Annotated in this window: 9 protein-coding genes and 1 tRNA gene; 2 read left to right on the top strand and 8 right to left on the bottom strand. The window is 29.7% G+C overall.

From position 1 onward, the window contains the following. Positions 1 to 1,113 carry a CNNM domain-containing protein gene (locus IU405_RS02250; protein WP_197436987.1) on the bottom strand — a complete coding sequence of 371 codons (1,113 nt, stop codon included), beginning with the start codon at positions 1,111 to 1,113 and terminating at the stop codon, positions 1 to 3. Between the two features lie 196 nt (positions 1,114 to 1,309). Here IU405_RS02250 and IU405_RS02245 point away from each other — a divergent pair, with 196 nt between their 5' ends. Continuing rightward, positions 1,310 to 2,389, top strand: coding sequence for a formylglycine-generating enzyme family protein (locus tag IU405_RS02245; RefSeq protein WP_197436986.1), 1,080 nt, complete (start codon positions 1,310 to 1,312; stop codon positions 2,387 to 2,389). A gap of 440 nt (positions 2,390 to 2,829) precedes the next feature. On the opposite strand, the gene IU405_RS02240 is transcribed toward IU405_RS02245, so the two are convergent. After that, positions 2,830 to 5,952 (bottom strand): DUF2723 domain-containing protein, encoded by a 3,123-nt coding sequence (locus tag IU405_RS02240; RefSeq protein ID WP_197436985.1) that lies wholly within the window; start codon positions 5,950 to 5,952, stop codon positions 2,830 to 2,832. A gap of 171 nt (positions 5,953 to 6,123) precedes the next feature. Between IU405_RS02240 and IU405_RS02235 the strand changes: the two genes are divergently transcribed. Next, positions 6,124 to 6,194, top strand: a tRNA-Gln gene (locus IU405_RS02235). A gap of 420 nt (positions 6,195 to 6,614) precedes the next feature. Here IU405_RS02235 and IU405_RS02230 read toward each other — a convergent pair. The 6 genes from IU405_RS02230 to IU405_RS02205 all read right to left on the bottom strand — a co-directional run bounded on the left by IU405_RS02230 (position 6,615) and on the right by IU405_RS02205 (position 14,480). Further along, a complete protein-coding gene (locus IU405_RS02230; RefSeq protein WP_197436984.1) occupies positions 6,615 to 7,232 on the bottom strand; it encodes a PIN domain-containing protein in 618 nt (205 codons plus the stop codon). 6 nt (positions 7,233 to 7,238) lie between these two features. Continuing rightward, entirely contained in the window at positions 7,239 to 7,562 is a 324-nt protein-coding gene (locus IU405_RS02225) for a hypothetical protein (RefSeq protein ID WP_197436983.1), read from the bottom strand. A 49-nt stretch (positions 7,563 to 7,611) separates the two neighbouring features. Further along, positions 7,612 to 8,454: a hypothetical protein gene (locus IU405_RS02220; RefSeq protein WP_197436982.1), complete on the bottom strand. Its 843-nt coding sequence runs from the start codon at positions 8,452 to 8,454 to the stop codon at positions 7,612 to 7,614. Positions 8,455 to 8,503: 49 nt separating this feature from the next. Then, positions 8,504 to 11,146, bottom strand: coding sequence for a DEAD/DEAH box helicase (locus IU405_RS02215; protein WP_197436981.1), 2,643 nt, complete (start codon positions 11,144 to 11,146; stop codon positions 8,504 to 8,506). Positions 11,147 to 11,148: 2 nt separating this feature from the next. Next, on the bottom strand, positions 11,149 to 12,798 hold the full coding sequence (locus IU405_RS02210; protein WP_197436980.1) for a site-specific DNA-methyltransferase: 1,650 nt from the start codon (positions 12,796 to 12,798) through the stop codon (positions 11,149 to 11,151). Positions 12,799 to 13,436: 638 nt separating this feature from the next. Continuing rightward, on the bottom strand, positions 13,437 to 14,480 hold the full coding sequence (locus tag IU405_RS02205; protein ID WP_197436979.1) for a DUF6371 domain-containing protein: 1,044 nt from the start codon (positions 14,478 to 14,480) through the stop codon (positions 13,437 to 13,439). Between the last annotated feature and the right edge of the window lie 17 nt (positions 14,481 to 14,497).

Raw genomic sequence — 14,497 nt, 5'->3', positions numbered from 1 at the left:
TTAGGATGGATTTTTTCTTTTGAATGTAATTTTTTTTGCGCGATCTTTCCAAGATTTACGTGCCAATTCTTGTAAATCCGCAACATTGTCTGTTTCGTCCATGATTTCTAAACCCAGCAAGGTTTCAATGACATCTTCTTGAGAAACAATTCCGTTTACAGAGCCATATTCATCTACAACCAATGCAATGTGTTCTTTTTCTTTGATTAAAATATCAAACAAATCAGGAATGGATAAATCTCTATCAGTAATCAATATTTCACGTTTTAACGTAGAAAGTGTTTCTTCTCCTTTTCCAGCAATAATTGCTTCCAATAAAGAATTTTTTAAAAAATATCCTGTTATTTCATCTGGATTTTCATTGAACAATGGAATTCTTGAAAAACGTAAATTTTGATGTTCTTCATAGAAAGAGGCAATTGTATCATTTTCATCAGCAATCTCTAAAACGGATCTTGGTGTCATCACATCAGTTACTTTTATTTCTTTGAAGCCAATCAAATTGCGAATTACCTTACTCTCATTTTGATGAAAAACGCCTTCTTTTTCAGCCATGTCAGCCATCACTAAAAAGCTTTCTCTGCTCAAAATACTAGAGTGACTATCTCCGCCAATAAGTCTTGTTGTTAGCTGTAACAACCATAAAATTCCAGTGTATTTTAAAGGAAAAATTAAAATATTGAGTGAAGTTGCTGTAAAAGCAGCTAAATCTTGCCAATAAGTGGCACCAATTGTTTTAGGAATAATTTCGGAAGCAACTAAAATTAAAATGGTCATGATTGTAGAGACAATTCCAACCATCACATCTTCAGTAATCACGATGCCAAGAATGCTTCTTTGTGCAACTCCATACATTTCTAAATATGCAACTTTTGCTTGAACACCAACCAAAATTGCACCAACTGTATGCGCAATAGTATTGATGGTCAAAATTGCAATCAGTGGTTTGTCAACGTCTTTTTTTAGCGCTTCAAGGTCATTTGCAAATTCATGACCTTCATTTTTTTTGATGTTAATAAATGTTGGAGTAACACTGAGCAGCACAGCTTCCAAAATTGAACATAAAAAAGAGAAGAAAATTGCAACTACAGCGTAAACAATAAGTAAAGACATTCTTTTATAAATTTTACGCAAAAATATGCAAAATAACACATCAAATTAAAAATAAAAGAATTGATTTAGATATTTAATTAGTTATATATCAATACAAATCAATTTCTTTTGAAATATTAAGAATTGATAAATTGCCCAAATTAATCGATTTTAAATACCTTTACAGTTCTATAAAATTTTTAGAAAATTTATACAAATGAAAATAAATTCTTTTCTTCCTAAACTGATATTTTCAGTACTTTTTTTAACAGTATTTAGCTGTAAAAAAAATCAAAATAAAGATATAGTTTTATCAAATGAAATAACTGTTGAAACTCCTGAAGGAATGATTTGGGTTCCAAAAAAGACGTTTATACAAGGCGCAAAAGAAACAGACAAGTATGCCATGCCAAGAGAAAAACCCGCTCATGAGGTTACAGTTGATGGATTTTTTATAGATATTACTGAGGTTACAAATGCTCAATTTAAAAAATTTGTTGACGAAACCAAGTATGTCACAGTGGCTGAACGTCCAATTATTTGGGAAGAAATGAAAAAGCAATTGCCTCCAGGAACCCCAAAACCACATGATTCTATTTTGCAACCAGGAAGTTTGATATTTAATAAAAATGTAAAAGCAGTAGTTGGAATGGACAATTATTTTCAATGGTGGACATGGAAAATTGGTGCCAATTGGAAACACCCTCAAGGGCCAAACTCTTCTATTGAAGGAAAAGACGACTTTCCTGTGGTTCATATCACACATCAAGATGCGTTGGCTTATTGCAAATGGGCAAATAGACTTTTGCCAACGGAAGCTGAATGGGAATCAGCAGCGTTAGGAAAAAACACAAATTCTATTTTTACTTGGGGAGATGATGCAAGTTTATTGATTGAAAAAGCAAACACATGGCAAGGAACATTTCCTATCAAAAACGAGCCAAAAGATGGTTTTGAATTGATTGCTCCCGTAAAATCCTATCCATCAAATAGTCTTGGATTATTTGACATGGCTGGAAATGTTTGGGAGGTTACAGCTGATTTTTTCAATGTAAATCACTACAGTGATTTGGATATTTCAAAGCCAATCTTAAATCCAAAAGGAGCTGAAAAACCGTATAATCCAGATAATCCTTATCAAGTAGAATATGTAATGAAAGGCGGTTCTTTTTTGTGTAATGCTTCTTATTGTGCCAGTTTTAGAATTTCTGCAAAAATGGGTGTAGCTGAAGATTCAAGCTCAGATCATATGGGATTTAGAACAGTTGCAACTAAAGAAATGCTTCAAAAAAAGTAATCAAAACCTATTGGGTGTAATTGAATTTTAAAATTAATTTGCCACGAATTCACCGATTTTTTATATCTAATAAATCCAATAAATTTGAATTTTTAGTATAAAAATTTCGTTTAATTTCATACTTAACTCATTGAAAATAATTCTTTACCAACACTTGTTTAGAGTATTGTTGTTTTAAATGTATGTTGTTGCTCAAAATTAGAGCTCCATTTTTTTTCCAATACCACAACAACTTCATCATTTGTAAACAAAGGCAAAACAGTGTTTTTGTAAATTTGGTCTGATGGGGATTTATAACTCCAATCATTAACAGCGATACCGAACTCACGTTATTTTAAAACATCATTTTATACTTCAAAAATTACCACAATAATTATCTTTCTAAAAAAATGTTTTATACCTTTTAGTAGATAAATAAAAACCTTGAAGGATTTTTGTATTTATTTTCCTTCGTCTTGAGGCATAATATGTTCAAATAGCATCAATGTGTTGTTAAATTCATCTTGCAATTTTTTCACAAATTCAGGATCTTCATCGTTTTCAATGACTTGATCAATAACACCTCTATAGAAATATCTAAAAGTCATGTCAAATTCATTAAAAATGATGTCAAAATCATCTGCCGAAAAAGTACTAAACCAAACCAACTTTTCTCTGAATAATTTAACTAAGGTTTTAGCAGCAGTTCTTGCTTTTTCAACTTCTCCCAATTTATAGTACATATTTGGATATTCAACAGACAAACTGTAGTGATCAAAATCTTTGATAGGCATTTTTTCGATGGATAAATCTAGCACTTCAATGGCTTTTGCTGTATCACCTTCCAATGCAAATTCGTTTGACAATCGCATTAAACTATTTCGCATAGAAATGGAATTTCTTTTGGTTTGTTCGTCCAAATAAATTTTACCATCATTGATATTTCTCCAATTCCATTTTTGAATGTTTTTATACATTTTTTCAGTATCAATTCTTCCAATATCAAACAAAGTTACTTCTCTGATGATTTCTCCTTTTTCGTTAAAATATTTCGTTGGAGTTTGAATAGGAACCAATTTAAAAGCAACACCATCTAATTGTAAAAAATCTTTCATCCATATATATTCACTATCAGAATTAGAACCACCCGTGAAATAAATTGGACGTTTCCAGTCAAAATTATTCAATATATCCAACATCAAAATGGTATTTTTGGCAATGGCTCTATCAATTGTAATATCAATATAAGGCACTATTTTGTCAGCATCTTTTGCCGCAACAATGCCGTATTTTAAAGCATTTTCTTTGTTGACAGGAATTCTGATTTTATTTACTGGCAATATTTTTTCTGGATTTCCATCATCATCCAAATCATAAAAAGTACGCTTGTCATTGCTGCGAATCCATTTCATAAAATTGTCTAAATCCAATACAGAATCTTTCAATTGCGGAAACAATTCTTCAAAATAATACGCAACATCCAACGTGCCATATTTGTATTCATCATGCGTTAATTGCGAAGGAATTGGAGCTGCTTTATACGATGCGCGTTTCATTTGGTCTATATACCAATCTGTTTGAAAAAGACTGGTATTTACCAATTTGATATCCGTTCTAATTCCCTCAACTTCTTGCATATACCACAAAGGGAAAGTATCATTATCGCCAATGGTAAACATGATGGCATTTGGGTCGCAACTTTCCAAATACGCTTGTGCATTCAAGTGAGTGGTGTATCTGTTTGAGCGATCATGATCATCCCAATTTTCGAAAGCCATCAATGTGGGAACTGCTAGTAAAGTCAGTGCACTAACACCAATTGCCAATGCTTTTTTATGGATAAAATTTTTGAAATATTCGTACAAAGCCAATACTCCAAAACCAATCCAAATGGCAAAAATATAGAAACTTCCTACCACTGCATAATCACGTTCTCTGGGTTCAAACGGTTTTGGATTTGTGTAAAAAAGAATCGCAAATCCAGTAAATGCAAAAAATAAAAAGAGTGTAAAAAAGTTTTCTTTGTCCCATTTTATTTGATATAATAATCCCAAAATCCCTAATAGTAAAGGTAAAAAATAGTAGGTATTTCTTCCTTTGTTTTCTAAAACATCTGTAGGTAATTGTTGTTGAGAACCCAACCTAGCTTCGTCAATAAAATCGATGCCACTCAACCAATTTCCATTAAAAATATCCAATTGTCCCTGAGTATCATTTTGACGACCCACAAAATTCCACATAAAATAACGACCATACATATAGCCAAACTGATAGCTAAACATGAATTTCATGTTCTCCATAAACGTTGGTCTTCTTTTGCTGTTTTCAGGAATTCCGGCAATCGATTTGTACATTTTTTCTTTGGATGGATCTACCATTCTTGGAATAAAACCTTTGTGTTTGTCGGAATAATTTGGTAAAACACCTTTGTAATTATTGACAATCACATATTTGCCATTTTTCTTTTCGTATTTTGGCTTGTCATCTTTTGTTGGATTGTTTGCATCTTGCTCTCTTTCATACGAATTGGAATAATAGGTGTCATAAAAAACATTCGCATCACCATATTGTTCACGTTCATAATATGCTAATAATTCGCGCGCACTTGAAGGATTATTTTCGTTGATGGTCGTATTTGCATTCGCTCTAATTGGTAACATCATCCAAGAAGAAAATCCAATCATGATAAAAAGTAAGGACAAAATGAGCGTATTTGCAGTTACTTTTTGACGACTTTTCGTCGTTTTTAATCCATAATAAAAAAGCACAATCAATATAATTCCTGCAATGATTGTTCCTGAATTGTATGGTAAACCAACAGTATTTATGAAAAATAATTCAGCAGCACTAAAGAATTTTAACGTAAAAGGAAATATAAATTTAAAAACCAATAACAACACAAATACAGAAAAAACGGTTGCGATTGCAGTCGTTTTTAGATTGATTTTTGGATACGTTTTAAAGAAATACAACATCACAATGGCTGGAATTACCAACAAGGAAAGAATGTGCACTCCAAATGACAAACCAACTACAAAACTGATTAAGACCAACCATTTATTTCCTCTTGGCGTGTTGATTTCACTTTCCCATTTCAATCCTAACCAAAATAAAAGCGCCATTAAAAAAGAGGACATTGCATATACTTCACCTTCCACAGCACTAAACCAAAAACTATCAGAAAACGTGTACGCTAACGAACCAACCAAACTACTTCCAAGAATTGCAATATAACTTCCTTCAGTAATTTCGCCTGATTTTTGAGCTATTTTTTGAGCCAAATTCGTGATGGTCCAAAACATAAATAAAATGGTAAATGCGCTTGATAATGCAGACATGAAATTTACCATTTTTGCTATTTCAGTTACATCAGTGGTAAACATGGCAAAGAATGCGCCCAACATCTGAAATAAGGGTGCTCCTGGTGGATGACCAACTTCCAATTTTACAGCTGTAGAGATGTATTCTCCTACATCCCAAGCACTTACTGTTGGTTCTATGGTTAAATAATAGGTAATTAATGCGATTCCAAATGTAATCCAACCTAAAATTAGATTCCATTTTTTAAAGTTTTCTGAGGTCATAAGATACTTTTAAACTAGTGGCGAATTTAACAATAAATATCAATAAAATAAGGATGTTACAAGATTTCTAACAATTTGCACTGTCATAAAACTTTGTTAAACCTAAAAATTACATAAAATTGTTTGCTAAATAAAAACTTTGCGTTAAATTTGCAACCGCTTAAAGAGCATTGGCCTATGGTGTAATGGTAACACACCGGTTTTTGGTACCGATTTTCAAGGTTCGAGTCCTTGTAGGCCAACTGCAAACCCTCATAATCATTTGATTTTGAGGGTTTTATATTTTATATTATTTTTTTGTGTCGGTATTTGTGTCTGTAAAACTTGATTGGGTTTTTATAAAAACTCTAAAATAATCTATAATTTTCGGATTTTTTTTTAGCGATTAAGCTCACTTCATACGGAAAAGCAACGTTTTTAATAGGAAAATGACGAATTTAACTCTGTTAATCCTCTTTTTTTAAGATAGTCGGCTTTTTTTTTTGACATTATTTGAATAGCTACAGTTGTAAATATTACAAACACATTATTATTTTTTAAGTGGATTATAAGAATTAAATTACCACTTAAAATTAATTAATTTTTGAAGGATAAAACCAACAACATATTATAAAAAAAATAGAATAAAATAAATGGAGGATTTGGAAGATGTAAAAAAGAGTTTAATCAGTAGAATTTTTAGTTATTAAAGTTGCAATATGTTTATTTAGGAGCGTATCACTCATTGTAACAATATTTACATCTTTTACCCAAAAATCTTTATCGTCCGTTACTAAAAAATAACCTCTCTTTTTACAAAGATTATAATAATAATAATCATTAAAATCAAGATTTATAGGTGGATTTGACATAACGTGCTTGAATTTAAATGTGCTACCAAATTCATCACTAATTAAGTCAATTGAAGTATTGTAACTTTTAATATCATCACAAATCAAATTGTAAGCTATTTGATAGTCTTGAGTATTTCTAAATACGTTTTTATAATAACCATCTGGCTCAACAAAACTTGGTGTTAACCTTTTAATAGAAATAATATGTTTTTCATAATACACCTCTCTTATAATTCTATTAATTACTTCAGACACTACCAAAGCTGGCAAGACAATTCGAGCCTTAGTATTATTTACTAACCTTTCAAAAAAAGCCAAGTAAGATTTATCTTTGTAGGACAATTTGTTTTTTGGTATCAATATCTTTAGCCAAATATTGGCATCTAAAAGATATTTTTCTTGATTTTTTACGCTATGAGATGATGCATTAGAGTAAGAATAATCCATAAAGAGTTACATAGAGTGCAGAGCATTGTCCACTAACACATCGTATTCATCACCCATTAGCGCATTTTCAATGACATCATTAACCTTGAGAGCAAACATTTGATTATCCTGTGGATATTCAAATTTTAATTTTTGTATGTTAACTGTATTAAGTATTGCATACTGACCTATACACTCATTAAGAAATAAAGTGGAAATATGTTTTAAGCCTACGAATGAAATTTCGATTTCTGAAGGTTTGTAGCCTTTGATTGCTTCAAAAACAGCAGTTCCATCAGAAATATTTGTTGCTAATTCTGACTTAATGGTATCTAAAACATTGATTTTCATAAGGTATGATAAAATATTGGGGTACACTGAACGTGTGTGCAAATGTACATTATTTGTAATTGAAAAACAAATTTAATATTGAGCCTACATAAGGATTGGGAAAGTGAAACTTTTTCATAACAGTTGATTCTAATTCCAAACTCCAAAATGTATCTCCAGTAATAATTTGAAAGTTTCCTTTCGTTTTATAAAAGTATGAATTTAAATTATATAATCCTAAACCACCTGGTCTATTTTTTTTTGTTGTATTCTTTTTTTCTAGAGCCCATTTAATTGCATCATAATCATTGTCAACAACACCTTTTGTCTTTTTTTCAATTTCTGGAAGAAAGCCTACACCTAAGTCGACCATAGAAAAAGTTAAAAACCCTTGTTTTGGATAATATTGACCACAAACGTAAAAAGGTTCATCGGATTTTGAATGGACTTGTATATTACAAAATACTTCTATTAGAGAATCTAAAATTATATTTTTATCATTTTCAGAAAAATTTGGCATTCCTCTATGTTTTAACAAATCATTTTCAATGTAATTGATAAAACCATCTTTATCTGTTGGTGAAAAACTTTTAAATGATACCGTAGATTGTTGTTCATTTGAGTAAGTCTCTTCGGATCGCAGAAAACCATTTCTAAATAATACATCAAAATGCTCTTCTAAAAATTTCATATCAGTAGAAAACTTTAGATTATTTTCCTTATTTAATTTTGCTAGGATACTCCCGAACAATGCACTTAAATTTGCATCAAACCAATTTAGGTCATAAAAATCAATATAAATAGTTTCATTATAATAATCTGATGCAGATTTGTAAAATTCAAATAGTCTTTTTATTCCAGAAAAGTCTGTATAAAAATTATCAGAAAGATGCAGTACTACTTTGTTTTCCATTGAATTGTTAAAAAATCGAAATTATATAAAATTTTTCAAAATTGTTTAATTATTTCATTTCTTTGAGTATGTCTAATAACTCAGCTACTGTTCTTGCTCCATCTAATTTATCACTTTTAAAAACCATAAAATAACGATAATTATCACCAGCTTTACCTGCCCACTTTTCTCCTAAACGAAGTTTTTGTTGACTATCTGACCCATCCAAATGGTCTCCTTTAGTCTCTATCAATATAGTTTTTCCATTCTTCATTTTTACAATAAAGTCAGGATAATGGTTTATGAAACCGTTAATTAAAAAACCTTTACCTCGTTCTAAGTTTCTATGCCAATAAACAACACTATCAAGGTTTGCTACTTCATTAATTACTTGCTTTTCAAAATCATTCATTTCTCCCTCTTCTAAATAAAGGTTTTTAGTAATACCTTTTAGTGGGTTTTTTGGACTAATTTTATTTAAAAATTTAAATGAAGGCTTACAAACAACAGTTCCTTTATCTAGTAATCTATCAAATTGTTTTTCAGAATAATTGTCTTTTAAAACATCAATTTTATTCTTAATCAGGCTTGCATAAAAAGGTTCGTTGTTTGTTATTTCTGCAACTTTTTCGCTATTCAAACCTTTAATAATTTTTCTTACATAAGCCACTATATGAGGTTCAGGAATTTGGTCTATTTTTTTTATTATTTTAGTTATGCGACCTGCTATTTGATTTATTTTTTGTTCAGGTGTAAGTGTTGACAGATATTCTGAAAATGCTTCTTTTAAGTGATTATCTGCATATTTATACTCAGGAACAAACTCATCTTTTCTGCCTTCAACCAAATCTATGCTTGCCATTTTTGATGCAATTCGTGTTAAATCAATATTACTATCTTGTTTATCTAATTCAAAACCTTCTAATAATAGATTTTTGGTCAAAGGAATTAAATTATCAGGTTCTATAAGAGATGGAACTGTTTTTATGTGAAAAGTTGGCAATACTTCATTTAGTGCTTCTTCTTTAAACACCTCTTTAATAGGAAATACTTTTATTTTATCTTTCAATTCAGTAGGTATTAAATTATCTTCTTTTTCCAGTTCGTCCATTTTTTTCTCAAACTCTGTATTTGTAACAGTTGCGAGTTTTAAGATGTCTTGAAATTGACTTGAACTCTTTTCAGAATCTGAATATTGTTTTACTTCTTCTAAATTAATTTCAACTTCATAATTATCATTTTCATTTGTTGTTGTTGAAGGCTGTTGTTGTTTTCCAAATAAATCTTCAAAACTATCTTTACCAACAATGGTCTCTATTTTTGATTCCAATTGTTGTTCATTAACCCTGTAATCTTTTGAGCTAAATCCTGATTTATTTAAGCCTAAAATAATTTTATCTAAAGTATCTAAGAAATTAATAGAGGAAGTAAAAACATAAGAATAATTCAATAAGTCCTCTTGATGTTTTGTTACATAAGGTAGTCGCAATATCCTACCTAAAATCTGCTCAACATCAATGGAGGATGATTTATTTGCCAATGAAGCTAAGATATAAGCAAAAGGACAATCCCAACCTTCTTTCAAAGCGTTTACAGTAATAATGTAACGAACTTCACAATTTCTACTCAACAAGTCTAAACTTTTTATCTCGTCTTTATTTGCTGTTTTTATTTTGATTTGATTTTCAGGTATGCCAATTTCTATAAGATTATTTTTAATTTTATCAAAAGTGATGTTATCATCATTTGTTTTTGGTTGTGCTTGAAATAATACAATTGGTCTAATATACTTGCCACCATTAGCTTCTTGCGTTTTAGCCTTAGCTTCAAGTGTTTTTTGCATTTGTATAGCACTACTCAACACTTCATTTGTATTTTGATGATTGTAAACAATTACAGGCAATTTTACCATATTGTTTTTCTTTAATTTAATAGCATCAACAAAACTTATGATATTACTCTTGTTTCTTGGAGTAGCAGTCAAATCAAATATAAAACTTGGATTGATGTTGTTTAACATTTCTATCCTTAAATCTGCTTCAAAATTGTGACTTTCATCAATAATGATAACAGGATTAAGATATGCAATTACTTGAATTAAAGCTGTATCATCAACATTTTCTAAATTTGCTTTTAAATCTCTAAAATGAGCACTAAATTCTGCTAAATTTTCATTTTCTCTATAAGCTCTAGGCAATCCTTTTCTTACAGTTTCAACGAACGATTGTACACTTAATACCAAAATGCTTAATTGCTCTTTAACTTCTACTGGATTAAACCCTTGACCAAACAATAATGCCTCTTTATCATAAACTTTTACATTTCCATTAAAATGGGCATCTATCTTTTGTCTATAAGGGTGTGATGTATCATTTAAGTTTTTAAAGGTCTGCTTTAAAATAGTGTCTGAAGGTACAAACCAAATTACTACTTGGGGTTTATCTAATGGAAAACTATTGAAGATAGGTTTTAGGGCATTACAAGCAATAAATGTTTTTCCTCCAGCTGTAGGCACTTTTACAGTTACTCTTGGTACACCTTTTATAGAATTGTCATAAGGTCTCAAAAAATTATCTTCTAAGGTTTGTAACGAAACCCCTTTGCTTTCCCAAAAGTTAGAAAACGCATTGCCAAGATGCCTTGTTGAATCAAGTTCTTCTAAAAACTGCGTAAGGTCATTTATTACCTCTTGTTGGTATTTTTTTAATTCCATTCTTAGAAACGTTTTATATCTCTTGGTATTTTTTTAAATATGATGTTTTTATTGAGCATATACGCTTCATCCAATAAACAGATGTCTGCATAAATGATGTATTGCTCTTGCAATTCTGAAATGATATTTAATGAATTATTGTCTAAAGTTGTTAAAATATCCTTTTCATAGTAAAAATAGTAACCTGTATCTTGATAATTATCTAATAGAAATTTAGCTTCCTTAGATTGTGGTCTTATAAGTGGTTGCTTAGTCTCCGTATAATAGATGTAATTTCTAATCTTATCTTCCCCTACTTCTTCATTTAAATTTTCATCGTCTTTGAATATTGGTTTGCCTAATTCGTAGAAATCAAATTCCCCACCTGTTCCTAATATATCAGAATAACCTTTAATTACTTTTTGAACTCTCATAGAAGTAATAGTTTCAACATAATCCATCATTTCAATTGAAATAAATTTCCTGTTTCTATCATCCTTTTTATTTAGATTCAAAACTGCATGAGCTGTAGTACCAGATCCAGCAAAAGAATCAAGGACTATAAAATTATCCCCATTTACAATACTTATTAAGTATTCAATAAGTGTTAGTGATTTTGGATAATCAAAATCGACCCCCATTTTTTTTAAAGCACTACTCATATTTTGAGTACTTCCCATATTAAATAGAGAACTCACAACATGACTTGCTTTTTTTCTGGACTTAATACTTTCAATGGCACCAGTCTTAGAAATAGTGAAAGATGTCTCTTGATTTTTACTGTCCTTTACTGTTTTAAATTTTCCTTTAATGAATTTTTCAAAAATACCTTTAGAACTCCAGCCACTTTTTACAATTACTTCATTAGTCAACTTATTATTTTTAATAATCGCATCAGACTGATAATGAGGCCATGAATTTGTTCTTGCTTTAATAATTCCATTTTTAATATCACAAGGAAAACCAACAGGTATAACAACCTCGCTTATTGGGTTTTTAGGTCCATTTTTAACAATGGTATTTTTAATTTCTGTTTTATAAAGTTTGCTATCTTCAGTTATATTAGGATCAATTATTTCGGGGTATTCAAACAGCTCACTATTTTTAGAGTAACAAAGTATATACTCATGGTTGATTTTTATTTTAGCTTGGTTATCAAAATTTCCATCTGTTCTCCAAGTGAAGTTTGTTATGAAATTATTCTTTGAAAATATTATATCACAGATATATTTTAAATTGTGATATTCATTATCGTCTATTGAAATAAATATTATACCATCTTCGCTTAATAATTTATGTAATAATTTTAGTCTTGGATACATCATACACAACCATTTGTCGTGCCTTGTAAAATCATCCCCTTCTTTGCCTACTACTTCACCTAACCACTTTTTAATTTTAGGATGATTAACATTATCATTATACACCCAACTTTCTTTTCCTGTATTATATGGTGGGTCTATATAAATACATTTTACTTTACCTTCATACTCAGGCAATAAGGATTTTAAGGCTTCAAGATTATCACCTTTAATGATTTTATTACCACTTTTTGTTTCCTCTTTTTGTTCTCCTTTATCTGTAAAGCCATATTTATGGTCTAGTATTTTGTAAGGAACATCTTGATGATGACTTACTACTTTTTCTTTACCTATCCAATGTAATGTTGGCATATTTTTATTTAAAATCTTTTGTTACTATTAAATTTTGCATTTGTTCAATCTATTAAGAAGTTTTTAAATTCTGTTGTTGTTTGATTTGAAAGTTGGCTTATGCCAATTTGATGGTTTTAGCTTGTTTTTCATAAGCCCAGTTCGTTTAATTAATTTCTATATGAACAATTTATTAATTAATATATTTCAACCATAAATTTGTCAACCGCTAATTTAATTAGTTTATTTTGATTTTATCAAAAAACTGCATTTAAAGCATATATTTTATCTACAAAGTTGCTGGAAATGGGTAAGTTCATTTATTTCTTAAAGTTGGAGTTTTCTATTTTTGTTGTTGCTTGTATCAAATAACTCTTTAAAATTTTGTTGAAACTGTTGATATAGAAAACAATGTTGTTGATTTTGTTGTTGATTTTGATGTTTTATGTTGGGTTAATTGTTTTTGATGTTGTTTGTCTTGTTGATATAATAGACAATTCTAGCAACAACAACACAGGATTGTTGTTGTTTCTTTCAAAATATATGTTTTTAGGGTGCTTTCGGCAATCAACAACAACAAAGAAGTTAATAAACATTATGGAACATACAGAAATGAAAAAATGTTGGGATGTTTATTTAGATTAGCAGGGTTAGGAAATTTAAACTTTAATATCAATTCCATTTTCATCTGTAAGTTGAAAAATTTTAATTAAATGAATGATGTTTGTATTTCTCTTTGCAAGTTTCTTTATGATTTTTTCGGTTGTTGTTGGTATCAGATTTACTGTTGATTTGTTTGTTTTTGATTGTTTATATGGTTTGTTATGTTTGATTTCGTTGGGAATTTCTTGAATATAGACATCCGCAAAATCAGTTCCTTTAGGATAATTTGTTTTTTCCAACCAATCATTAATTTTGATGTCAAAACCAATTTGATTGAGTTCGATTGCTGTATTCAGCCAAAAATGATATTCTGATTTGTCAGGAAATCCAATTATTTTGTAGTCTTTTAAGGGTTTTAAATATTCAAACTTAAAACCGCCTTTTGAGCCTGTTGCCAACCAAATGTATTCAGGTTTAAAAAAACTCATCAAAATTGCAGTTTTCTCTGATTCAACAATTGCAACAATTTTATCAGTAGTTTCATTTATCAAATGCAACCCAAACAAACATTGTTTTAATTGAAAGTTTGCTAATTTAAGTTCAGCTCTTACAGAACTGATAAATGGTTGTTTATTTTCGATCTCATTTTTATACATTCTTTTTCCTGTAAACGGATTGTATAACATAATTTTTCCATGTCGTATTTTCTGTTCGTTATCAATTTGCCAAAAAACGGTTGCTCCTTTCCACTTTTTTGATGTACCAATTAAATATTTTTTGATTGCCACTTTTGTAGCATCAACACCAAACAAAGATTTTAGAAACTGAACAAATTTATTTTCATTGAAATTACGACCACTTTGGCTTACTAATTTTGGGTCATGATAACTTATTGGTTTACTTTCTTTGTAAATAAATGGAATATCTCTATTCCAGTCATTGAAATCACTGTCAGGAAAAAAAGTCTTTAAGCAAGAAAAACAATGTCCCTTAACATCAAAATCAACAAACGGAACAAACTTATTATCATTGTTTTTTTTACCACAAGGACAATATTGTATTCTGCTTCTTTTTCTATCAAGTTTATATTTATGTTCCATTATATTATTTGTTTATT

The organism is Polaribacter sp. BAL334, from assembly GCF_015767435.1.
Taxonomy (GTDB): Bacteria; Bacteroidota; Bacteroidia; order Flavobacteriales; family Flavobacteriaceae; genus Polaribacter.
This window is presented reverse-complemented; position numbering and strand designations above follow the sequence as displayed.

What these genes read in the sequence shown, in the direction of transcription:
- IU405_RS02250 (WP_197436987.1), bottom strand. Translation starts at nt 1,113, where the DNA reads ATGTCTTTACTTATTGTTTACGCTGTAGTTGCAATTTTCTTCTCTTTT.
- IU405_RS02245 (WP_197436986.1), top strand. Translation starts at nt 1,310, where the DNA reads ATGAAAATAAATTCTTTTCTTCCTAAACTGATATTTTCAGTACTTTTT.
- IU405_RS02240 (WP_197436985.1), bottom strand. Translation starts at nt 5,952, where the DNA reads ATGACCTCAGAAAACTTTAAAAAATGGAATCTAATTTTAGGTTGGATT.
- IU405_RS02230 (WP_197436984.1), bottom strand. Translation starts at nt 7,232, where the DNA reads ATGGATTATTCTTACTCTAATGCATCATCTCATAGCGTAAAAAATCAA.
- IU405_RS02225 (WP_197436983.1), bottom strand. Translation starts at nt 7,562, where the DNA reads ATGAAAATCAATGTTTTAGATACCATTAAGTCAGAATTAGCAACAAAT.
- IU405_RS02220 (WP_197436982.1), bottom strand. Translation starts at nt 8,454, where the DNA reads ATGGAAAACAAAGTAGTACTGCATCTTTCTGATAATTTTTATACAGAC.
- IU405_RS02215 (WP_197436981.1), bottom strand. Translation starts at nt 11,146, where the DNA reads ATGGAATTAAAAAAATACCAACAAGAGGTAATAAATGACCTTACGCAG.
- IU405_RS02210 (WP_197436980.1), bottom strand. Translation starts at nt 12,798, where the DNA reads ATGCCAACATTACATTGGATAGGTAAAGAAAAAGTAGTAAGTCATCAT.
- IU405_RS02205 (WP_197436979.1), bottom strand. Translation starts at nt 14,480, where the DNA reads ATGGAACATAAATATAAACTTGATAGAAAAAGAAGCAGAATACAATAT.